The sequence below is a fragment of the Mesorhizobium sp. YIM 152430 genome, from assembly GCF_029210365.1.
In the GTDB taxonomy this organism is placed as follows: Bacteria; Pseudomonadota; Alphaproteobacteria; order Rhizobiales; family Rhizobiaceae; genus Aliihoeflea.
This window is the reverse complement of sequence record NZ_JARGES010000020.1, coordinates 113,418-135,642: the sequence shown is the minus strand read 5'-3', so window position 1 is coordinate 135,642 and position 22,225 is coordinate 113,418. Positions and strand designations below refer to the sequence as shown.

At 65.2% G+C, this 22,225-nt stretch carries 22 protein-coding genes; 15 read left to right on the top strand and 7 right to left on the bottom strand.

Going from position 1 to position 22,225, the window contains the following annotated elements:
• The first annotated feature begins 96 nt into the window (after positions 1-96).
• Genes PZ895_RS05945 through PZ895_RS05935 form a run of 3 tightly spaced genes read left to right on the top strand, consistent with a single transcriptional unit; the run spans position 97 to position 5,632 of the window.
• Complete coding sequence (locus PZ895_RS05945) at positions 97-1,848, top strand: type I secretion system permease/ATPase (RefSeq protein WP_275838103.1); 1,752 nt, start codon at positions 97-99, stop codon at positions 1,846-1,848.
• Positions 1,845-4,274, top strand: coding sequence for a cadherin-like domain-containing protein (locus tag PZ895_RS05940; protein WP_275838102.1), 2,430 nt, complete (start codon positions 1,845-1,847; stop codon positions 4,272-4,274). Before PZ895_RS05945 ends, PZ895_RS05940 begins: the two co-directional genes overlap by 4 nt.
• Positions 4,275-4,300: 26 nt before the next feature.
• Positions 4,301-5,632, top strand: coding sequence for an HlyD family type I secretion periplasmic adaptor subunit (locus tag PZ895_RS05935; protein WP_275838101.1), 1,332 nt, complete (start codon positions 4,301-4,303; stop codon positions 5,630-5,632).
• A 74-nt stretch (positions 5,633-5,706) separates the two neighbouring features.
• On the opposite strand, the gene PZ895_RS05930 is transcribed toward PZ895_RS05935, so the two are convergent.
• From PZ895_RS05930 to PZ895_RS05910, 5 genes are all read right to left on the bottom strand, one after another.
• A complete protein-coding gene (locus PZ895_RS05930; RefSeq protein WP_275838100.1) occupies positions 5,707-6,327 on the bottom strand; it encodes a hypothetical protein in 621 nt (206 codons plus the stop codon).
• Between the two features lie 83 nt (positions 6,328-6,410).
• Positions 6,411-6,995 (bottom strand): SCO family protein, encoded by a 585-nt coding sequence (locus PZ895_RS05925; RefSeq protein WP_275838099.1) that lies wholly within the window; start codon positions 6,993-6,995, stop codon positions 6,411-6,413.
• Positions 6,992-7,666 carry an SCO family protein gene (locus PZ895_RS05920; protein ID WP_275838098.1) on the bottom strand — a complete coding sequence of 225 codons (675 nt, stop codon included), beginning with the start codon at positions 7,664-7,666 and terminating at the stop codon, positions 6,992-6,994. Before PZ895_RS05920 ends, PZ895_RS05925 begins: the two co-directional genes overlap by 4 nt.
• Positions 7,663-8,886 (bottom strand): multicopper oxidase domain-containing protein, encoded by a 1,224-nt coding sequence (locus PZ895_RS05915; protein WP_275838097.1) that lies wholly within the window; start codon positions 8,884-8,886, stop codon positions 7,663-7,665. Before PZ895_RS05915 ends, PZ895_RS05920 begins: the two co-directional genes overlap by 4 nt.
• A gap of 15 nt (positions 8,887-8,901) precedes the next feature.
• Positions 8,902-10,236 (bottom strand): multicopper oxidase domain-containing protein, encoded by a 1,335-nt coding sequence (locus tag PZ895_RS05910; protein ID WP_275838096.1) that lies wholly within the window; start codon positions 10,234-10,236, stop codon positions 8,902-8,904.
• A gap of 268 nt (positions 10,237-10,504) precedes the next feature.
• Here PZ895_RS05910 and PZ895_RS05905 point away from each other — a divergent pair, with 268 nt between their 5' ends.
• The 10 genes from PZ895_RS05905 to PZ895_RS05860 are packed head-to-tail and all read left to right on the top strand — an operon-like array spanning position 10,505 to position 17,065.
• Positions 10,505-10,954, top strand: coding sequence for a hypothetical protein (locus PZ895_RS05905; RefSeq protein WP_275838095.1), 450 nt, complete (start codon positions 10,505-10,507; stop codon positions 10,952-10,954).
• Positions 10,951-12,252 carry a type II secretion system F family protein gene (locus PZ895_RS05900; protein WP_275838094.1) on the top strand — a complete coding sequence of 434 codons (1,302 nt, stop codon included), beginning with the start codon at positions 10,951-10,953 and terminating at the stop codon, positions 12,250-12,252. Before PZ895_RS05905 ends, PZ895_RS05900 begins: the two co-directional genes overlap by 4 nt.
• A complete protein-coding gene (gene gspG, locus PZ895_RS05895) occupies positions 12,230-12,679 on the top strand; it encodes a type II secretion system major pseudopilin GspG (RefSeq protein WP_275838093.1) in 450 nt (149 codons plus the stop codon). The genes PZ895_RS05900 and gspG overlap by 23 nt, the downstream gene beginning before the upstream one ends.
• On the top strand, positions 12,654-13,106 hold the full coding sequence (locus tag PZ895_RS05890; protein ID WP_275838092.1) for a hypothetical protein: 453 nt from the start codon (positions 12,654-12,656) through the stop codon (positions 13,104-13,106). The genes gspG and PZ895_RS05890 overlap by 26 nt, the downstream gene beginning before the upstream one ends.
• Positions 13,107-13,110: 4 nt before the next feature.
• On the top strand, positions 13,111-13,503 hold the full coding sequence (locus PZ895_RS05885; RefSeq protein ID WP_275838091.1) for a hypothetical protein: 393 nt from the start codon (positions 13,111-13,113) through the stop codon (positions 13,501-13,503).
• On the top strand, positions 13,500-14,180 hold the full coding sequence (locus PZ895_RS05880; protein WP_275838090.1) for a hypothetical protein: 681 nt from the start codon (positions 13,500-13,502) through the stop codon (positions 14,178-14,180). The genes PZ895_RS05885 and PZ895_RS05880 overlap by 4 nt, the downstream gene beginning before the upstream one ends.
• A complete protein-coding gene (locus PZ895_RS05875) occupies positions 14,177-15,022 on the top strand; it encodes a type II secretion system protein GspK (RefSeq protein WP_275838089.1) in 846 nt (281 codons plus the stop codon). Before PZ895_RS05880 ends, PZ895_RS05875 begins: the two co-directional genes overlap by 4 nt.
• Positions 15,019-16,035 (top strand): PilN domain-containing protein, encoded by a 1,017-nt coding sequence (locus tag PZ895_RS05870; RefSeq protein ID WP_275838088.1) that lies wholly within the window; start codon positions 15,019-15,021, stop codon positions 16,033-16,035. The genes PZ895_RS05875 and PZ895_RS05870 overlap by 4 nt, the downstream gene beginning before the upstream one ends.
• A complete protein-coding gene (gspM, locus tag PZ895_RS05865; RefSeq protein WP_275838087.1) occupies positions 16,032-16,580 on the top strand; it encodes a type II secretion system protein GspM in 549 nt (182 codons plus the stop codon). The genes PZ895_RS05870 and gspM overlap by 4 nt, the downstream gene beginning before the upstream one ends.
• Positions 16,577-17,065: a hypothetical protein gene (locus PZ895_RS05860; protein ID WP_275838086.1), complete on the top strand. Its 489-nt coding sequence runs from the start codon at positions 16,577-16,579 to the stop codon at positions 17,063-17,065. The genes gspM and PZ895_RS05860 overlap by 4 nt, the downstream gene beginning before the upstream one ends.
• Here the strand turns inward: PZ895_RS05860 and PZ895_RS05855 are convergent.
• The gene (locus PZ895_RS05855; protein WP_275838085.1) at positions 17,048-18,778 is read right to left on the bottom strand and encodes a GspE/PulE family protein; all 1,731 of its coding nucleotides are present in this window, start codon (positions 18,776-18,778) and stop codon (positions 17,048-17,050) included. The genes PZ895_RS05860 and PZ895_RS05855 overlap by 18 nt on opposite strands.
• Positions 18,779-18,959: 181 nt before the next feature.
• Between PZ895_RS05855 and gspD the strand changes: the two genes are divergently transcribed.
• Together gspD and PZ895_RS05845 are read left to right on the top strand one after the other, a co-directional pair.
• On the top strand, positions 18,960-21,080 hold the full coding sequence (gene gspD, locus PZ895_RS05850) for a type II secretion system secretin GspD (protein ID WP_275838084.1): 2,121 nt from the start codon (positions 18,960-18,962) through the stop codon (positions 21,078-21,080).
• Positions 21,080-21,610 (top strand): A24 family peptidase, encoded by a 531-nt coding sequence (locus tag PZ895_RS05845; RefSeq protein WP_275838083.1) that lies wholly within the window; start codon positions 21,080-21,082, stop codon positions 21,608-21,610. The genes gspD and PZ895_RS05845 overlap by 1 nt, the downstream gene beginning before the upstream one ends.
• A 56-nt stretch (positions 21,611-21,666) precedes the next feature.
• On the opposite strand, the gene PZ895_RS05840 is transcribed toward PZ895_RS05845, so the two are convergent.
• The gene (locus tag PZ895_RS05840; RefSeq protein ID WP_275838082.1) at positions 21,667-22,104 is read right to left on the bottom strand and encodes a cytochrome c; all 438 of its coding nucleotides are present in this window, start codon (positions 22,102-22,104) and stop codon (positions 21,667-21,669) included.
• Between the last annotated feature and the right edge of the window lie 121 nt (positions 22,105-22,225).

The window sequence follows — 22,225 nt, the reverse complement described above, 5'->3', positions numbered from 1 at the left end:
CTGCCGGCGGGGAACTGCCGGCAGGACATCTGCCGGTCCCGCCGGATGGGGGGATCGGATGCGTAAAGTGGTCATCATGGGTTCGGGGTCACTGCCATGGGCAAGAATGCAAAGAGCGCGACGGCGCGTCGCAAGGTGGAACAGCTGACGAAAGGGATGCGCGGCATCGTGGCCTATCTGTTCACGGTGTCCGGCGTCATCAACATCCTGGCGCTGACGGGCGCCTTCTACATGCTGCAGATCTACGACCGGGCGCTGACGAGCGGGTCGATGCCGACTTTGGTGGCGATCTCGATCCTGGCGATCGGGCTTTACGTGTTCCAGGGCCTGTTCGACGTGATCCGCTCGCAGATCCTGGTGCGTGTGGGGGCGCGGCTGGACGCGCGGATCGCGCCTTTGGCGCACGAGGTGGCGATCGACATGCCGCGCTTCGGCTTTTCGACGGCGGAGGCCCTGGAGCGTGGCCGGGACGTCGACACGGTGCGCGGCTTTCTGGGCAGCCAGGGTCCGATGGCGCTGTTCGACCTGCCCTTCGTGCCGGTGTTCCTGATCTTCGTCTACATGCTGCATCCGTTGCTTGGCGCGCTGACGCTTGGCGGCGCCTTCGTGCTGACCGTCCTGACGGTGGTCACGGAGCTGTTGACGCGGCGGCTGTCGGGCTCGACGCAGCAGGCGCTGGTGGCGCGCAACACGATCGCGGATTCGAACGCGCGCAATGCCGACATCGTCAAGGCGATGGGGTTCCAGAGGCGCGCGGTGACGCGGTTCGCGCGGGCCAATGAGGACCATCTCGACCTGCAGACGCGCACCAACGACATCTCCGGCACGTTCGGGGCACTGTCGCGGGTGCTGCGGATGATCCTGCAATCGGCGGTGCTGGGGCTGGGCGCGTATCTGACGATCCTGGGCGAACTGTCGCCAGGGGCGATCATCGCCGCTTCGGTGGCCTCGGCGCGGGCGCTGGCGCCGATCGACCTTGCGATCGGCAACTGGAAGAGCGTCGTTGCGGCGCGGGCGGCGTTCTCCCGGCTGAAGGAGACGGTGATCGCGCTTGCCGACGCCCGCCCGCCGATGGCGCTGCCGGCCCCGGCGGCCTCGCTGCGGGTGGAGGGGATCACGGTGGCCGCGCCGGGTTCGGGCCGGGTGCTTTTGAGCGATGTCGCCTTCGAGATGAAGGCCGGGCAGGCGCTCGGCGTCATCGGCCCGTCGGGCGGGGGCAAGACGACGCTGGTGCGCGCGCTGACCGGCATCTGGCCGACGCTGCGCGGGGCGGTGCGGCTCGACGAGGCGGAACTTTCGCAATGGGATGGCGAAGCGCTCGGACGCCATGTCGGCTATCTGCCCCAGGACGTCGCGCTGCTCGACGGGGACATCCAGGAGAACATCGCGCGTCTCGACCCGCAGGCCGAGCCGCGGGCGATCGTGGCGGCGGCGCGGGCGGCGGGCGTGCACGAGATGATCGTGCGTCTTCCGGAAGGCTACCACACGGCGCTGGGGCCGCAGGGCATGGCGCTGTCGGGCGGCCAGCGCCAGCGCATCGGGCTGGCCCGGGCGCTCTACGGCGATCCGTTCCTGGTCGTGCTCGACGAGCCGAACTCGAACCTCGACGCGGAGGGCGAGGCGGCGCTGACGGCGGCGATCGAGGCCGTCAAGGCGCGCGGCGGCATCGCGGTCGTGGTCGCTCACCGGCCGAGCGCGCTTGCCGCCATCGACATGATCGCTGTGATCCAGGCCGGCCGGCTCGCCGCGTTCGGGCCGAAGGACGAGATCATCGGCCAGCCGCAGCCGCAGCCGCAACCGCAACGCAAGGAGGCGCGCGCCCGCGTATCCGCGCGTGTATCGGCATGATCATCACCGCAAAGGCGACGCAGTCCGAGACCCGGCCCGCCGACCCGGCCGAGGCCTATATCCTGAAGAACGCGCATGAGAAGTCGAAGACGCCTTATGCATTCTTCCTCTTCCTGATGGGGATCGGCCTTTATCTGAAGTCGATCTTCCCCGGCTGGACGCGGCCGGCCGAGGACGATCAGGGGAACTTCGAGGCGGCGGACAAGGGCGACCCCCAGGTCGCCGGGATCACCCAGACCGAAGCCCAGCCGGCGCCAGATGAGCTTGCCACCGGCACGCCGGGCGCCGATCAAGGGCCCGGCGTCTTCTCGGGCGGGACCCTGGTCACCTTGCAGCCGCCGGCCAGGTTCGACCTGATCGCGTCACCGGATGTGGACTTCTTCTTCCCCGGCGCCGAGCCCGATGCCTTCACTTTGGTCGAGCCCTACCGCCAGATCCTGCGCGCCACCAACGACAATCTTCCCGACTTCGTGGGCGGCGGCGGGTCAAGGCCGTCAGGACCGGGCGGGGAGACGCCGCCTGCAGGCGGTCCGGGCGGCAGCGGCAATCCGGGCAATCCGGGCAACCCGGACAATCCCGGCAATCCCGATACGCCCGGGCCGGGTCCCGGCCCCGGCAATCCCGACGATCCGGCCTGTGCCGGGCCGGGCACCGGCGGACCGTGCGATGACGACGAGGAGGAGGACGAGAACGAGGACGACCAGGAGGCCGCCAATCGCGCGCCGCGCGTTGCCGGTCCCGTCTATCTCTACGACATCACCGCCTGTGCCATTTTGGGGATCGGGCTGCTGGACCTTTTGCGCGGGGCGAGCGACCCGGACGGCGATGTCCTGACGATCACCGGGCTTTCGGCCTCCTCCGGCACCTTGACGCCGACCGATGCCGGCTGGTCCTTCCAGGCGGCCCCGTTCGGCTACGGCCCGGTGACGCTTTCCTACACCATAACGGACGGCGCGCTGTCGGTGCTCCAGAGCGCCCACTTCACGGTCCTCGAGCGGGGCCGGTTCGCGGGCACGGACGGCGACGATGTGATCGCCGGTTCCAATTGCGCAGACGACATCGAGGGCGGCGACGGCGACGATGTGATCGACGGGCGCGCCGGCAACGACGTCATCCATGGCGGGGCGGGCAACGACCACATCCTTGCCGGGGACGGCGACGACACGGTCTTTGCCGGACCGGGCGACGACGTCGTGTTTGCCGGCCGCGGCAACGACATCGTGTGGGGCGGTGCGGGCAATGACCGCCTGTTCGGCGAGGCGGGCGATGACATCCTTTATGGTGAGGACGGCGACGACTTCCTGTCGGGCGGGACCGGCAACGACATGCTGTTCGGCGGCGCCGGCAACGACGTCCTTTATGGTGACGAAGGCGACGACCATCTCGACGGCGGGGCCGGCGACGACCGGCTGTTTGGCGGCAGCGGCAATGATCGCCTGTTCGGCGGTGCGGGCAATGACCGGCTCGAGGGCGGCGAGGGCGACGACTTCCTGTCCGACGGGGCAGGGTCCGACATCGTTCTGGGCGGGGCCGGCGACGACACGGTGCTGGCGGCGATGGACGGCGATGACGATCTTTATGACGGCGGTTGCGGCTACGACACGCTCGACTACTCGCTGGCCCAGTTGAAGCTGGCCATCGACCTGGAACTGGGCACCGCGCAGGGCGTGGAAATCGGCTGCGACACGATCGCCGGCTTCGAGAAGGTGATCGCGGGGGCGGGCGACGACATCATCGTCGGCAGCGCAGGAAACGACCACATCGTCGCCGGCGCCGGCGACGACCATGTCGAGGCGGGTGATGGCGACGACATCATCGAGGATGGACAGGGCGCCGACACCATCCTTGCGGGCGCCGGCAACGACACGGTGATCGCCGCGATGGACGGGGCCGATGACCATTATGACGGCGGTGAGGGCTGCGATACGCTCGACTACTCCGCCGCCACCGGCAATCTCCTGATCGACCTGGATCAGGGCCGGGCCAGCGGCATCGAGATCGGCTGCGACACGATCACCGGCTTCGAGACCGTGATCGGCGGGGCGGGCGACGACCACTTCATCGTCGGCACCGACGAGGTCGCGCTTTATGGCGGGGCGGGCGAGAACGTGTTCGAGTTTCTCGGCCCCGGCGAAAACACCACGCAGCCGCTGGTCTTCGAGATCCACGACTTCAAGGCGGGCGACCGCATCCGCATGAACAAATACGACCTCTTCGAAAAGGTCTTCGACGATCTCGAGGATCAGTTCGAGAAGGTCTACGGCAAAAAAGTGGACGAGAATGACTTCGCGGTGCGCACCCGTATCGAGGAACTCGACGGATATGCCCGCACCATCATCGAGGCGGACTTCAATCGGGACGACACCTACGAGACCACCATCATCATCGACGGACGCCACGTTCTCGTCATGGTCGAGACGGCGTGACCGGCAACAGGACAAGGAAGAGCCAGATGGCAACCACGACGACGAGCTCCACGCCGGACCGCAACCCGGCCGGAACGGCCAGCTACAAGATGGGCGGGCGGATGCTCACCGGCGCCGCGCTCGCCCTCCTCCTGATCGGCGGGGCCGGCGGCTGGGCCGCCACCGCGCAATTGTCGGGCGCCGTCATTGCCCAGGGCGTCGTCGCCGTCGATCAGAATCTGAAGACCATCCAGCACCGCGACGGCGGCATCGTCTCGGATATCGCCGTGCGCGAAGGCGACCATGTGCGCGAAGGCGACATCCTGATCCGCCTCGAGGACGCCCAGACCCGGGCGGAACTTGCGATCCTGCGCACCCAGATCGATGAACTGGCAGTGCGCCGCGCCCGTCTGATCGCCGAACGCGACGGCCAGGGAGCCCTCATCCTCGGGCCCGACATAGACCAAGGCGAGGCAAAGGTCGCCATGCTGGTCAAGGGCGAGATGCGGCTGTTCGCGGGCAACCGCGCCCACCGCGAAAGCCAGAAGCAGCAACTCGAACTGTCCATCGCCCAGACCGGCGAGGAGATCACCGGCCTGAAGTCCCAGCAACTGGCCAAGGACGACGAACTCGTCCTCGTCGAGGACGAATACGTCAAGATCAAGGGGCTTGCCGACAAGGGCCTCGTCGAAGGCTCGCGCGCCTCGGCCGGCGCCCGCGACCGCGCCCGCCTCAAGGGCGAAAGCGGCGAGATCGACGCCGCCATCGCCCGCGCCAGGTCGCGCATGAGCGAGATCCGCCTGCAGATCATCGCCATCGACGAGAACGCCCGCACCGAGGCGCAGCGCGAACTCTCGCTGGTCGAAACCCGCCTTGCCGAACTCAAGGAACGCCAGACCGCCGCCAATGACCGTCTCGCGCGCACCGACATCAAGGCGCCGATCGCCGGAACCATCAACGAACTCAACGTCAACACCATCGGCGGCGTCATCAGCCCGGCCGAAATCCTCGCCACCATCGTGCCGCTCGACGCAAGGCTCAAGATCGAAGCCAAAATCGCTCCCGCCGCCATCGACCAGGTCGCCGCAGGCCAGGCCGCGCGCCTGCGCTTCTCCGCCTTCAACCAGAGAACAACCCCCGAACTCACCGCCAAGGTCGCCCACGTCTCCCCCGCAACAACCCGAGACCCCGCAACCGGCGACATCTACTACCTCGCCGACATCGAACTCGATCCCGGCCAACTCGACAAACTCGACGGAAAACACCTCATCCCCGGAATGCCCGTCGAAACATTCGTCCAAACCCAACAAAGAACAGCACTCTCCTACCTCGCAAAACCAATCACGGACCAGTTCCAAAGAGCTCTCAAGGAACGATGAAAAACAAAACCACAAAAACCGCCCGGAAAAAAACCGGGCGGTTTTGGTTGGTTGACGGATCATTAGGCGCGGGGTCACTCCACCGCGAAGCAGTAGAACAGGCCATCGCCGCCGGTGCCGCGAAGTGCTTCCTGGCCACAGCCGCGCGAGGGATGCGAGGAATTCCACGACTTCGCCGCGTCGGAATCGTCGAGGCCCATGCGGTCGTGATGACCGACCATCGCGCTACCGTCGCCGCTCGCCGTCCAATTCTCGCAGGTCGCGTCATGCGCGGTGCCGTCGGGCAGCGACCCCGTCAGGATGTCGTGGCGGTTCGGCTCGTCGCCGCGGCCATTGACCGTCTCGCCCCTTTCGTCGAGCGCGGTCTCCTTGGTGATCGCGTTGCCGTCGCCATGGAGCGCGTCGACGCTGTCGGCGATTGTCTCGCCCCTGGCGTTGACCCAGGGGCCGGCCCCGATGCGGTCGCGGGCATTGGCGTCGGACGTGCTCAGATAAGCTGCCCAGGTCTTGCCGGTCACGCCGGCCGCTTCGGCAAGCGAGGTGCAATGGGCGTCGGCGCCTTCGAGGCCGCCAAGATTGGCGCCGTCGCCGGGTCCACTGCTGGTCACAAAGAAGCTGAGGTCGCCATCCTGTGCGAAAGCGGGAACTGCCGCGAAGGCGCCTGCGCAGACGAGGGCTATGGCCAAGGTTTTCATCGGTTCCTCCCTATGCCCCCCAAGGAAACGAGAATAGGGTGGAGAGGGTCGGTCGGCAATCTCCGCGCGCTCGCCGATTGCAGCTATTGCGCGAGAAGGCGCGCGGCGCTCTTCGCCAGTTCGCGGTCGTCGCCATAGTCGACGATGCGCGCAAGGAGGCCATAGCGATCGATCAGGAACGTCGATGCGGTATGGTTGACGCTGTAATATGCGCCGCCGGTCGTGCTTTCGAAGCGCGTCGCGCCGAAAGCCTTCACCACCGCATCGACATTCTCGATACTGCCGGTGAGGCCGACAATGCGCGGGTCGAAGTTGGAGAGATAGGGCGCCAGCGTCTCGACCGTGTCGCGCTCGGGATCGACGGTGACGAAGATGACGTTGACGCGATCGGCTTCCTCGCCGAGCTCGCGCAGGTAGGTCGTCATTTCGAGAAGCGTCGCCGGGCAGACCTCGGGGCAGTGCGTGTAGCCGAAGAAGAGGATCGTCGGTTTGCCGCGAAGCGCGGCGGTCGCAAAGGGCGAGCCGTCCTGGGTCGTGAGCCGGCCGAGGGTTGCCAGGTCGACGCCGCGCGGCCGGCCATGGTCGTCGACGGCGCCGGCGCGCGCGAGCGGACCGCTTGCAAGCAGCGCGGCTGCGACGCCCGAAACGAACAGGCTGCGGATCGTCATTGGCGTTCTTCCGCCTCGTAACGCGCCAGATGATAGCGAATCTCGTCGACATAGCCCTCGACGGGCAGGGAATCGTGGAAATAGCCGCGCGTTCTGCCCTCCGGATCGATCACGTAGATATAGGTTGTGTGGTTGATGCGCGGTCCGGTCTCCTTCGAGGAGAAGTTGGTCATCGCATATTCGCGGCGCACCTTGAACTTGCGGACGGCCTGGAAGGTCTGCTTGCGATCGCCGGTCAGGCCGATCATTCGCGGATGGAAATTGGAGACGAACTGGGCAAGGCCCAGATAATCCGGTTCCTCCATCGAGAAATCGACGAAGAGCGGCTGAATGGCCTTGCCGTCAGGACCGAGTTGGTCGATCGCCTCGCCCATCGTCATCAGCGCGCCCGGACATGCCTCGCGGCAACCGGCGAAGCCGAAGAAGATCAGCATCCACTTGCCGCGAAAGTTCTTGTCGGTGACGAGGTTGCCATTGTGGTCGACGAGATCCCAGCTTCCGCCGAGACTTGCGGGGTCCGGCGGCTTGTAGTCGGGATCGACACGGATCTGCGCCGCTTCCTCGTGCATCAGCTTGCCGTGGGTCGTGCGGTCATGCGCGAGCGACGGACTGGCGTCCGCGCATATCACGGCGGCGGCAAACGCGACGAAAGCCGTTCGAATCCGTCTCATGCCGACCATCCCGGGAACTCGATCGTGGTGCGCACGATGCCATCGTAGAGCGGGTCGCCAGCGTTGTGGCGCTTGCGTGTGATCCAGTGCTGGAATTCGAAGGTGACCGGGTTGACGCCCTTGTACTTCTTCTTGTTGTTCGCCGGCAGGGAGGTGTCGATCATGATGTCGTAGCGCTGCGCACTCGACAGATAGATCGTTTCGCCGGGGGGGACGGTAACGGGCCGGTTCCAGGGGCGGTTCAACGGGTGCCCGTCGACCGCGATGATCTGGACGCGCAAGCTCTCGAACGTGACCGCAAGAAGCGAATAGCTGGCGTTGAGGAGGCGGATCAGAATCTGCTCGCCAGCATTGGCCACGACCTTCTGCTTCGTGACGTTGACACCCGGACGCGATGGCGTGCCGCTCAGGAGAAAGTATTTCGGCTCGAAGATGTTGAGCCCGGAATCGTCGCCGCAAAGACCGACGTCGTGGTCGTCGTCAGTAATGCGGTGCCACCGCGGATCCATGTCGTCCAGCGCCCAGATCGCCTCGACATCATAGTGCGGTCCGTCCTCGTAGGCGCGGACAAGACCCTGGGCATCCGGCTTCGGATCGACGATGAGCATCCCATAAAGACCCATCTCGAAATGAGTTACGGTGTTCTTGTGGCAATGATAGAAATAGGTTCCGGCCTTCTTCGGCTGCCACTGGTAGATATAACTGCCCGTGATCTCCATCGAGACATGTCCGACGCCGTCATTCATGGTCGTCGGCTCTATGCCGTGATGGTGGATCGTATGCGATCCCTTGCTCGACTCCAGCTTGACATGGACGAGGTCGTCTTCCTGAACGCGGATCGTTGCGGATGGCAATTGTTCACGCTTGCCGCTCGTTCGAAGGGTGTCCTCGAAGATCCAGCAGCGCAGGTCTCGTCCGTCGGGCATACGGATGTCCATGTTGCGCACCTTGCGCACGAAATAGACGTTCGCCGTCATCCAGTCGGGCGTGTTGGCGTTTTCCTTGAAGACGGTGCAGCCGAAATTGCCAAAGGTGAGGTTGGCGCCGATGCCGGTGCGATCGAAGCGAACTTGGCCGCCGGCATACTCACCAGGACCAGGCGTGCCCGTCGATTTCGGTCCCGGCGGGGGTAGCGTCGTCTGCGCGGATGCTGCCGAGGTCGCGACCAACGCGCCGCCGAGTGCCGTCAATGCGGCCGCTGTCGTAAGCTCATCAGCCATTTTTCTTGCCTTCCGTCAAAGCCGCGCCGTCTGCAGTTTCCGTCCGCCGAGCCCGCCCATGATCTCCCAGTGGGTGACCATGCCCTGCGGATAGTTGCCACCGCCGGCGGTCGTCGCCATCTCGACATGATCGTGAACGACGTAGCGGAGCGGGAACGGCTCCTTGGCCTGGCGGGCGACCATCCGGTCGAACTGGATGCCCTGAGGATCGGTCGCGAGCAGTGGCTTGTAGGGGATGTCGGGTGGGATTTCGAAGGGCAGCAATATGTCGCGTCGTTCCATAGGCCACATCGACCAGGTGTCGACCTCGAAGATGTTGTCCGCGACCTGGACCTGACCGAAAGTGGGCGATGCTGGATCGAGGTCAGCCTGTGATAGCCGGAATACGTGGTTGCCGTGGATGTGCGGGGAGTGATGGGCGATGCCGACATTGACCATGCGGATCAAGGTCGGCTCCCCGATATAGTTGTCAGGACAGATATCCTCACCTTTATTGAGGTCGAAGCCGCTGCGGTTGTTGAGCTGGAAATAGCGCGGCACGAAATTGTTGACGACGTCGCCGGTGAGTTGCGGTGCCGACAACAGTTGCTGGCCGCGCACGACCAGCGCCTGGAAGCGCGGATCGATCTCCTGCATCACCCAGACCTTCTCCTGATGGGAATAGTCTTCGTCGTCGGTGCATGGCACCCACTTGCCTTCCGGGCCGCCGAGGAACCGCTCCGTCGTTCCCAAAGCGTTGAAGAGCTTGGTGATATTGTTGCGCTGCGGTGCCGTCAGAAGCTCGAGACTGTAAGGCGTGTGGCTTGGATACGGGTTGGTCGCATTTTTCTTGGTGACGCCATTGAGCGGCGCGACGACCAGGACGCCGTGAAGGCCGAGCAGTCGATAGAGCGGCGTGTTCCCGAACGCGTCATGATAGAGGTAGGTGCCGCCGACGGGCGCCGTGAACTGGACCCAGCACGAGCAGTTCGGTGCAACCTCGGTCTTGCTCTCAGGAATGCCGGTGATCTCGAAGGCGTGCATCTCCTTGCGCAGATTGGTGATCTTGATGCGCACGGTCATGCCTTCGGTGACCCGCAGGACGGGACCGGGAACGGTCCACGCGCCATTGGCACTTGCAAGACGGAAGGCCAGCAGGTTCACGCGCTCGCCATCGACAAGGCGCGCGTCGGTGTCGCCGATTTCGAGCTCGAAAGTCTTTTGCGGCGGGGCCGCGTCGGCCGGAACGTCGCAAACCTGACAGGTGTATTGAGCGAAGACTTCACTGGGCACCGTTGCGGTTCCCGCAGCGAGCAGGCTCGCGCCCCCGAGCTTCAACCAGTCACGCCGCGTCAATGCATGGTCTGTCATGATGTCCCTTGCAATGTGATTCGCACGCATCGGGGAGAACGGGTGAGTTCCCGGCTTGACTGACGGGTGCGAAGTAAACCAGTGCCCCATTTTGATCTTTGCTCAAGGATGAGGACAGTCGCCAAGGTCTGACGAACTGTCAGGACTACCGTCTCATCTAGAGGCGACTAATGGCGACGAGGTGTGGGCCATTGGTCTAATCAATTTAGGCGATCAGCTTCCGTTCGGGAGAGGCAAGCGTATGATGTCGAAACTGGAAAGGAATGACATGCAAAAGATGTCGACGATAGGAGGGACGATGTGCCGGCTGACCGTAATCGTGGCGGTCCTGGCTATGGCTGCCGGCTGCAGTTCGGCGGACACGAACAACCGTCTGCGCTCGTCCTATATCGGGACGCCGGTCGAATCGTTCTTCATCGAATGGGGAGGTCCGGTCTCGTCCTATGCCATGGGCAAGGAGGGCCGCGCCTATCTGTGGTTCTCGGGTCGCGACAGCGGCTACAAGCCAGGCGACCGCGGTACGGTCGACCTCATCGGCAACACCGCCTGGTGGCGGGGCTACCGCATCCAGGGCTACAACCCGCTTCTCGAATGCCGGGTCGAGATCCTGACCGCGCCCAACGGATTCATCGTCGACATCCGCACCCACCGCGGCGACCGCGACTGGTGGGACGTGCAGCGGTGCCGCGAAGTCTTCGGCAGGGTTCCACGAAGATGAACCAGATCGCCCGTCACCCTGCGGCCTGGCGACGCGCGGCCCCCGGCCGCCAGCTCTATCGCTACAAGGCCATGGCGGCGGGCGGGCGGATCGTCGCGGGCTCGCTCGAAGCCGATACGCGGGACAGGGCGCTGGGAGAACTCGAACGGCTCGCGCTCATGCCGATCGAACTTGGCGTCGAGACCGAGGAAAGCGCACCCCTCAGGCGCGACAGCGGCTTGCGACGTGCCGTTGCCGCGCCGGCGATCACCGTGGCGACAGAGGACCTTGCCATTCTTCTCTCCTCGGGCATGACGCTCGACAAGGCTCTGACGACGATCGCATCGGCGGGCGAGAAAGGCGCGCTTGCCGCCACGATGCGGGCACTGTCAGCGTCGGTGCGCTCGGGCGAGCGCTTCGCGGACGCGCTCGCGCATCATCCCAGGCTCTTCCCGCCTTCCTATGTAAGCATGGTCGCCATCGCGGAGGCCAACGGGCGGCTTTCTGAAACCCTTTCGATCGTCGCACGCGAGCGCAAGCGCTCAGAAGAGCTGCGGCGGCGGATTTCCGCCTCGCTCGCCTATCCGCTTTTCGTCCTCGTTGCGGCGATGGGCGTTCTCGTCTTTGTCCTGACGGCCGTCGTTCCCGAGTTCGAGCGCGCCTTGATGGGGTTCGATGCCGATCCAGCGGAAGGTCGGACGCTGATCTTCGCCGCATCGGAGTTTCTTCGCGTCCAGGGAACATGGCTTGCGGCCGCGGTGCTCGCATTTGCGCTGATCGCGATTCTGGCGCGGCGTAGCGATACCGCGCGGGGATTGGCGGCGGCAACTGCACGGCGATTGCCCGTGCTTCGCGAGATCGCGCGCGTGCGCCAGACGGTCCTGATCGCCTCCAGCGTGTCGAGCCTTCTCAAATCGGGCGTCGGCGTCGTCTCGGCCCTACAACTTACCGGGGATCTTCTTCCCCACCGCGCGGCCCGCAATGCGATGCACGAGGCGGTCGTGGCGGTGCGCCAGGGCGCGACGCTGGCCGAGGCGATGAAGCAGCAGGACCTGCTGCCGCTTTATGCGCAGCAGATGCTGAGCGTGGGCGAAGAGGCCGGCGCGCTCGCCGGATCGCTCGAGCGGATCGCACAAATCTACGAGACGAAACTGGGCACGGCAGTCGACAGGTTTGCCGGGATCGTCGGCCCCGCAACGCTTCTCCTGGTCAGCGTGATCATCGGGTGGATCATCCTGTCCGTCATCGGGACGCTTTTGAGGGTCAACGATCTTCTCATTCTCGGCGGGGTGGCAAATGGGCAGGGCATGGCCGCATAAGCGCAACCGAAACCGGCGCGACCGCAATGGCGGCTTCACGCTCGTCGAACTCCTGGTCGTCCTCGTGATCCTGGGGCTGGTCACGAGCCTCGTCGGACCGCGCGTCCTCGGCTATTTGACGGACGCGCGCTCGCGAACCGTCGAACTCCAGATCAACGGATTTTCCGCGGCGCTCGATCTCTTCTATCTCGATGTCGGCCGCTATCCGAGCCGCTCGGAAGGGCTCGACGCGCTGGTCGAACAGAAGATGCGGATACCTGGCTGGAACGGGCCCTACCTGCAACAAGCGAAGATTCCAACCGATCCCTGGGGGGTGCCCTACCGGTACGAGGAGCCGGGGCCGGACGGCCGCTACAGGATCATCTCGGTCGGCGCCAACGCTCCCCCGAACGGAGGCGGCAATGAAGCTGCACTGGCGACCAACTGACCGGCGCGACCGAGACGGCGGCTACGCCCTCATCGATGCGGTGTCGGGTATGCTCGTCCTTGCCATGATCGCCGCGGTGGCGCTGCCGGCACCGTCGCGGGCACCGGGGGTTGCCGACCTGACGTCGATTTCGCGCGAGGTCGCTGCCATCCTGCGCTTCGACCGCGCGCGTGCGATGCAGGACGGCCGGACGCAGGTCACCGTGGTCGATCCCGTGTCGCGGATGGTGTCGTCCGGCTCGGGCGCGCGTCACGTCGCACTGCCGCAAGGCGTCGAGTTGCAGCTTGCCGCAAATGCGGCCGGGATCGGCTTTGACCGGGACGGGAGATCCGTCGGCGGACAGATTCAGCTTTCGTCCGCAGCCGCCGCCTACATTGTCGATGTGGCGCCGATCACGGGCGCCGTCTCGATCCGGCGGATGGAGTAGGCCAATGCTCCGCCACGCTTTCGGCTCCAGACGTTCGGGCGATGCGGGATTCGTGCTCGTCGAAGCGCTGATTGCGGTAGCGGTGCTGGCGGCGATCGGCGGGCTCGTGGCAAGGCATCTGGTCGACGCGCGGCAGATGGAACTGCGTGCGCAGAACGTGATGAAGGCGCGGCTCGTCGCGGAGGCGGTCCTGGCCAACGGGTTCGATCCGGCGGGCGGGGCGTCGCAGAGCGGATCGATCGCCGGGCAGCGCTGGGTGCTCGATGTCGCGCTGAACCAGTCGGCGCCGGCGCGCGCGGGCGGCGCACCGCTCGCCCTCTACGATGTCCGGGTGACGGTGGACGTGCCGGGCGACAAACCGCTGGCCATCGCCACGCGCCGGGTGGTGCGGCCATGAACGGGCGTCGCCATCGCGACCGGCAAGCCGGCTTCGTTCTGGTCGAGGCAGTGGTGGCGCTGGCGATTGCCAGTCTCGCGCTTCTCCTGATGGTGACGATCGGGGGCATGGCCGCCCAAGGGGTCGGCAAGGGACAGGCGCGCACCGAGATGCTGGACGCGCTCGAGGCGGGGACGCGCGAGGTTCGCCGTCACATCGACGCCTTCGCCCCGGTCGCCGATTTCGCCCGACCCGGCGGCGTCCTCTTCGAAGGACGTTCCGACCGGTTGGAATTCGCCGCGCCGACGGTCGCCGCGCTGACCGACATACGCCATGCCATCGTTCAACTTGCTATCGTCGAGGATGAAAACGGCAGCGCGCTCGTCCGCCACACGCGAGCCTTGCCCGATCCGACCGGTGCCGGCGGCGTCGACCGGGACCGACCCGTCATCCTCCTGCAAGGGCCCTGGCGAATGCGCTTCTTCTATATGGCTTCGCCGGCACAGGACTGGCTCGACGGTTGGAGCGCAGCGGCCGGCCTGCCGAACGTCGTCCGGCTGGAAATCGTCGACAAGGCGAGCGGGGCGCGGGTGACCCCGCCCGTCGTCGTGCCGCTTCGTGCCCGCGCCGTCCTCAACTGCGCCGAGACGGATGGTGCCTGCAAGGCGGTGGCAGCCGGAACGGAGCGATCGTCATGACGCGCGCACGGCATTTAGGAGATGACGGCTACGTGATGGTCGCGGCGCTGGTCTTCGTCGCGCTGTTTGCAAGTCTTGCCGCCTCGACGCTGTCATCCACGGCGGGAGCCGGTGCGCAGGCACGCGCCGGTCTTCATCAATCGCGCTCCGCCGCCCTGATCGATGCGGGACTGGCAAGTGCCGGCTACGCGCTCTTCGCCGGCGATGCGACGGCGCGTCCGCCGTCATCGATCGATTTGACGCTCGGCGGCGGCATGGTACGCGTCACCATCGAGGACGAGGCCGGTCGGGTGGACCTCAACGTTGCGGACGAGGAGTTGCTGGCGGCACTCTATCGCGCCTTCGGCGGCGGCCGACTGCAAGCCGAAAGCTTTGCGCAAGCGGTCGTATCGTGGCGCGACACGATCCGCGAAAAATGGCCGGCGACTGCGGTGCGACCGTTCCGTCATGTGGGCGACCTTCTACAGGTGCCCGGAACCGCTCCAGCCGATGTTGATACGCTTCTTCACCACGCGACGGTGTTCAACCCGCAAGGCAGTATCGATCCGCTCTCGGCGCCCTTGCGGCTCATCGCGGCACTGCCGGGAACCACCCAGGCCGATCTCGAAAGTCTTGCGGCCGCGCGGCTGGTGCCGGGCGCGACGACGGAGGCGGTTTTTGCTCGTCTCGTCGATCCGTCCCGACATCTCGCGCGCAATCCGTCGGGAATCTATCGCGTGTCGATCGCCGCGCGGGTGGAAAGCGGCCATCCGCGCGAGGCTTCGGCGGTGGTGGCCGCTAGCGAAGCCGATGCGGCCGGGTTTGGCATTCTTGCTTGGTACGGGGAGGGGGCCAGGAGATGATCGCAACCTCATGGTCGAGCATGGTCGACTGGGGAGCCGAAAGGCTTCTCGATCTCGGCTTCGCCAAAATTCGCCGCCCGAAAACGGCGGTGGTCATCGCAGCGGGCAGGTATGCGATTTTCGACGTTCGGCGCGCGCATCCACGCCAGCTTGCCGAGGGACCCGTTGACGATCTGGCAACGGAGCGCGCGCTGCGCTCTGGCGCGCGGCGTCCGATTGAACTCCGGCTTGATGGTCAACAGGCGATCGAGCGGGTGATCCAGCTTCCGAAATCCGGCCGGGCTTATGCGGGCTCGATCGTTCGCCATCAGATCGACCGGGTGACGCCGTGGACGGCGGAGAGTTCGGCCTATGATCACCATCCGATCGCTGGTGCGGGCGACCAGGTTCGTCTCGTTGCTGTCGGCCGCGCGTATCTCGCCTCGGTCGTCGAGATGATCGAAATGGCAGGCGCCAGGGTCGCACTTGTGGGCATTTCCTCAGATCCTATTGGCGCACCGAGCCCAATCGATCTTCTGCAAAGACGTCGGGCGGAACGGCAGAAAAAGGCGCGCCGCATCGCCGCGGCCGGTTTCGCTTCGCTGCTGACGGCAGCGATGGTTTCGGTGGTCGGCACGAGTTGGCAGCATTGGCAGGCGTTGCAGACTTCCGAACGGGTGGCCGCCAATCTCGAAATGGCGCGCTCCGACCTCCAGGCAGCGCGGACGCGCTCGCTCAACGAAGCGACCCCGCATCTCATAGCGACCAAGGTTTCCACCAAGCCGATGGTGGTGCTGCTTGAGGAATTGAGCGCCGAACTGCCCGATGAGACCTATCTCGTTGCCGTCTCGGTGGAAGGCAACAAGGTGCGCATGGTCGGCTATTCGCGCAATGCGCCGGACCTTATCCAGGCTCTGGAAGCGACGGCCTTCCTGAAAGGCGTCGCATTCGCATCTAACGTCGCGCATGACGCCACCGCCCGTCGGGACCGGTTCGAAATCGCCGCCGAGATTGAACAAGGGGATACGCCATGAGCGAAACCGCGCAACGGCAGGGCCGCCTGGCTGCGGCTCTTCTTCTCACCTTCCTCGTTCTCTGCGGCATGATCTCGGCATTCAATGTGCAACGGACGCTCGAACTCAAAATTGTGACGCGCATGGATCGTGACACGCTGCGGCAGATCGCCCAGCGACTCGGTGTCGAGAACGCGGCGTCAGCCGTGACGCAGACGCGCGACTGGGATCACATGCTCATTCGCGAAACGACCCCGGCACTGGCCGAGGCGTCGTTGCAGAAGCACGCCTTCGCAATCGTGGAGCGCGCCGGTGGCCAGACGAGCGAAAGCGGCCGCGGCCAACCGCTTGATCCGGCGGGGAGCGACGGGCTGGTCAATCTCGTCATCGCCTTCGACGGTCCAGTCGAGACAGTGCAACGCGTCCTTTTCGACCTTGAGCGCTCTGCCCCGGCCGTGCTCATCAACCGGCTCGATATCGAGCCTTCCATCGCCGCCATGCAGACACCACAGATGCAAAAGTTGCAGGTGACGATGCAACTGACCGCCCAATGGAGGGAGCCATGACGCCAGCGCCAATTGCGATTTTGGGCCTGGCCGCAGCCCTCTTCGTGCCGTCGGCGTCGGCACAGGTCGGGAACGGCGACTTTCTCCCGCTCTCGATAGAGGAAATGACCGCCACTCGCGAGCGGCCGCTCTTTGCCCCCCACCGGCGCCCGCCCGTGCCGGAGCCCGTACCTGTCGTCGAGCCGGAGCCGGTCGAGATGATCGTAGCGTCGGCCGATCCCGTCGAGGTCGAACCGCCATCCGCACGTCTCATCGGTGTCATGATCCTGAGCGCGGACCGCAAGACCGCGATCCTTCGCGACGACAGGACGGGCGCGGTGCATCGCCTTAATTCCGGCGATAAGCTGGACGGATGGACTGTTACCATCGAGGACGCGACAAGCATCACGCTCGCCGGATTCGGCGAAACCTACCGCCGCAAGCTCTTCGCCGCGATCGGCCGCGACGAGGATGTGGAGGAGGAGCCGTCAGGCCTGTGGCGGTGAGTGCGCCGCGTCTGGAATGGCGCCGGTCATGGGCCGCGCAACCTTCAGAACCTCGTCGAGTGTCGTCGTCCCCCGGCAGGCCTTTGCCAGCCCGTCCTCAAACATGGTTCGCATTCCGGCCTGCCTTGCCGCCCGGCTGAGCGCCTCGCTGTCGAGGCTGGAGCGAAGCTGGTCGCGCGTTTGCGGGTCGAAGGTCCAGACTTCGTAGATCCCGGTTCGGCCGCGATAGCCGGTCTGGCCGCACCATTCGCAGCCCTTGGCGCGATGGAGCCTGGCGCCGGGCGGGACGGCGTCCTCGCCGATGCCGGCGAGCGCGGCTATTTCCTCCGGATTTTCGGTCAAGGGCTCGCGGCATCTTTCGCACAGCTTGCGCACGAGACGCTGGCCGATCACACCGCGAAGGCTGGAGAGAATCAGAAAATCCTCGACGCCAAGATCGGCGAGACGGATCACGGCGTCGACGGCGGAATTGGTGTGGAGGGTCGTCAAGACGAGATGGCCGGTGAGTGCGGCCTGGACACCGACCGAGGCCGTCTCGCGATCGCGCATTTCACCGACCATGAGCACGTCCGGATCGTGGCGCAGGAGTGCCCGCAGCGCATTGGCGAAGGTGAAGCCGATCTGCGGCTTCGTCTGGCTCTGGTGGATGCCGGCGATCTGGTATTCGATCGGGTCCTCGATCGTCATGATCTTGCGCTCGACGTTGTTGAGATGCGCGAGCGCGGCGGCGAGCGTCGTCGTCTTGCCGCTGCCCGTCGGACCCGCGACGACGATCAAACCGTAGGGCTCTTCCAGTTGGGCCCGCAGCAGCTTCAAGTCTCGCGGCTCCATGCCCAACTGTGCGAATTCGAGAATGCGCGCTTCCTTGGCGAGCAGGCGCATGACCGCCGCCTCGCCGTGGACCGTCGGGATGGTGGCGATGCGCAGATCGATTTCGGAACCGCCCACCACCAGTCGCGTGCGGCCGTCCTGCGGCAGCCGGGTCTCCGAAATGTCCAGGCCCGCGAGGATCTTGATACGCGAGACCAGGCCGCGGGCCATCGCAGGGCTGAAACTGTCAAACGCGCGCAACCGGCCATCAACGCGGAAGCGAACGGTCAGAGCACCGCTCCCGGGCTCAAGGTGGATGTCGGTCGCCGACAGCGCCAGCGCGGCTTCCAGCATCCGCTCGACCTGGTGAACGATCGGCTCGCCGGATGCGACGTCCTGTAGATATTGCAGATCGTCGCCCGATTTCTGCTGCGGCGAATTTTCGATGGGAGCAGCGGGCAGGGCAGCGCCTTCCAACTGCTCGAAACGTACCGACAGATCGTCAAACGAGGCAATCAGGACGGGCGCGTCCGCGCCGATCGCCTTGCGCACGGCCTCCACGACCTCGGTGCGGGTCGGGTCAGCGATCGCGAGCGCGACGCCTTCCTCATCGGCGACGGGCCAGCACCAGTTGGCTCTGAGGAAACGCGTCGACAGGCCCGGAATGGGCGTCTTCTGGCGATGCAGGCGGTGAGGCTCGATGAGCGGCAGGCCGCATACGCCTGACAGTGATTGGGCGATCGAGGTTCCGCTCGCCGCGCCCGTCACCCACAAATCCTGCACCGAGGTCCAACTGCCGCCCGAGCGCGCCAGACCGCCGAGTCGCTCATCCTTGACATTGAGAAGATTGGAGACGAGCCGGGAGAAGACATCGTCCGCAGCAGTGTTGCCAAAATCAACCACGTGACACCCAACTTCGGCTTTGGCCGTTGCTACCCGCCTTTATCATTGCGCCTTATTGTGGGAAGGCGGATACTCAACATACCAAGTTTTGCCAATAATGGACATTCTAGCGCGAGTAACGCGATTCGGCTTGGTTGGAGGGGTGTTTGGGTCAGGTGCTTGGAATGCATGGGATCAGCAAATGAAGCGCCCCGCTGCATTCCTAGCATTTCTGGCCCTTGCCTGGACAATGGCAGGCTGCGCCACCGACGCCAGCACCGATCCGCGAACGCGAAGCGCCATTTTCGGATCGATCTTCAACGAGGATGACCTGCGGGCCCGCCAGCCGCGCCAGACGGGCGGCGGTGCCGTCGCGCAATCCGGTGCGGTCGGTGCGGTGGTTCAGTATGGCGGGGGCGGGGGCGGCGCCACCGGTCTTGGCCGCCTGCCACCCGCACTCTCCAGCCCGTCAAGCGGCGAATACAATCTGAATTTCGAAAATGCGGGCATCGAGGAGATCGTCCGCGCCGTCCTGGGCGAAGCGCTGGCGGTCAACTACACGATCTCGCCTGAGGTTTCAGGCACGGCAACCATTTCCACCGCTCGGCCGGTGTCGCGCGAGGAACTGCTGCAGACGCTCGAGCGCGTGCTGGCGTTCAACGGCGCGTCGCTCGAAGGCAGCGGCGATTCCTATGCGGTCGTTCCTCAAGGGGCTGCCAATGCGGGCAGGCCAAGCCTGTCGCGCGAGGCAGGGTTCGGGATGACGGTCCTGCCTCTGCGCTATGTAGGGGCCGATACAGTCGTCAGCCTGATCGACGGATTCGGTACCCGGCCCGGAGCTGTCCGCGTCGAGCGTGCGCGTAATCTTCTGGTCATCATCGGCAGCGGTCCCGATCGCCGCTCGGCGGCGGAAACGGCGCTCTCCTTCGACGTCGACTGGATGCGGGACCAGTCGGTGGGTGTCTTCCCGCTGCGGCGCGCGCGGGCCGAGTCCGTGCTGCCGGAGCTTGAGCAGATATTCAGTTCAGGCGAGGAAGGCGTCGGAGCGCAAAGCGTGCAGTTTTCGCGCGTCGCGCGCCTGAACGGCATCCTCGTGGTCGCGCGCAGTTCTGACCTGTTGTCGCGAGCGCGTCTTTGGATCGACAAGCTCGACAATCGGGATGCCGGAATGGACGCGCTGGTCCATGTCTACCGCGTCAAGTACCAGAACGCCGAGCGGCTGGCGGTACTCCTGAACGACATTTTCGCGAATGGCGGCTCCGCATCGGAGGAGGTGACGGCGACGGATACGCCGACGGTGCTCAGCACCGGCAGCGAGAGCGCGTTCGACCGCAATTTGGCGGATCGGATCAATGGAGGAGGAGAGGCCCCGGCCACGCTTGTCGGTCTTCAATCGCCGGTCGTCTTTGGCGCACCGTCGTCGGCACCGCTGCGTATCCGCGCCGACAGTTCGAACAACTCCGTCGTCATCTATGCCAACCAGGACAAGAGGCGCGAAATCCTATCCGCGCTGCACCAGATCGACGTTCCGCAATTGCAGGTGGCGATCAACGTCACGATGGCGGAAATCCGACTTAACGACGATCTGCGCTACGGAGTTCAATACTTCTTGAAGAGCAACCGGCTGGGTCTCGGCAGCGATGCGGGCTCAATCGGCCTCTTCGGCGCCGCCGCCAATGCGATCGGCCGTCAGGTGCCGGGCTTCAACTTCATCCTCGGCAGCGAAGCCAATCCCGACATCATCATCGATGCGTTCGACCAGATTACCGATGTGCAGGTCCTCTCCTCGCCGTCTTTGGTGGTGATGGACAACGAACTGGCTCAATTCCAGGTCGGCGACCAGATCCCGGTCGTCACGCGCACAGTGACGAGCGTACAGGACGCCAATGCGCCGGTCAGTAACGAAGTGGTCTACCGCGATACGGGCGTGATCCTGAAGGTGCGCCCGCGCGTTTCCGAAAACGGCGTCGTGTCGATGGTGATCGAGCAGGAAATTTCGGCCGTCACCGGCGGCGCGGCGAGCCTGACGCCGACGATCTCCAATCGCCTTGTCTCCAGTTCCATTTCGGTGGTCGACGGCCAGACGGTGCTTCTGGGCGGCCTCATCAGCGAACAGGCCGACGGGTCGAAGAGCGGCATTCCTGGCCTGCACCGCATGAAGGGCATTGGCGGTCTCTTCGGCCGGACCGGTCAGGCGAACAGCCGGACGGAGGTCATCATCCTCATCCGCCCGACCGTGATCCGGGAAAGCCAGGATGCCGAGCATGTTGCGAGCGAATTGAGGGCCAAGATGTGGGGGATAGGATCGACGCAGGCCCGTTGATGCTGCGGCAGGCGGCGGCGGCCGTCGCGGGGCTCCTGGTTGCCATTTTCGTTGCAATGCTGTCGGGCTTGTCGCCGATCGCAGCGGTGCAGTTCGCGCTTCTTGCAAGCCTGATGGCCGTCGTCGCGCTCACCGACGTCTTGACCTTTCGAGTTCCTGACGTGCTGGTCGTTGCGACAACCGTCTTCGGGCTCGGCTTTGCTTTCGCCGCCGGCGATACGTCCGCGCTCAGCGCGGCGATCCTGCGCATCGCCCTTGTCGGCGTCGCGCTTCTGGCGCTGCGCGAGGCTTATTTCCGGTGGCGCGGGCTCGATGGGCTGGGGCTTGGCGACATCAAGCTGATCGCGGCGGCGGGGGCGTGGATCGACTTGGCCGGAATCGTCAATGCCGTCCTGATCGCGGCGCTTGGCGCGCTTGCCGCAGCCGGGTTCGTCGCCGCCGTTCGCGGATGGGATGGTACACGCCGGTTGCCGTTCGCGGCCTTTCTCGCGCCGTCAATCGTCATGGCGTGGCTCGTCGCTTTTTCGTGACGGGTCCGCCGTTCACCTGAGACAGTGATGCGCAGATGGAGCGGCGGCGCCACGGATCACGTCGAGGGCAAGCGATAGGTTTCGTGGCAAGCTCCGCAGGTCTGCCCAACCGCTCCGACCTGAGGCTGCAAGGTCTCGCGGCTGTCGGGCGCGGCAGCAGCAGCAGCGGCTGCGGCTTCCTTGAACTTGTCGGCCGCGGCCGTGAAGCCCGCCATGTCCTCCCAGATTTTCGGCGCGGCCTTCGTATCGCCGGTGTCCGATCCCTCCGGGAACAGGGCTTCGACGTCGAATTTTTCGGCGTTCGCGTTCAACTGCTCAAGCGCGGCCATGACGGCAGCGGCATCGAACTCGCGCTCGCCCTTGGCCGTCGCGCCCAGCACGCCCATGGCCTCGCCATTCGACTTCATCAGCGCCTTGCGGTCCGCAATGGGTTCGGCATTGGCAAGTGTGGAAACGAAAGTACCGGCCAGGCAAAGAAAAATTGCGTACTTCATATCCAGTCCTCCTCTACTTGCCAGCCTTATCGGTGGCGCAGAAGAGTATGAATTGGAATTTCAAAACCGAAAGTGGAATCTTGAACGTGCGATTAAATCATTCGATCTACATCGCGGACTG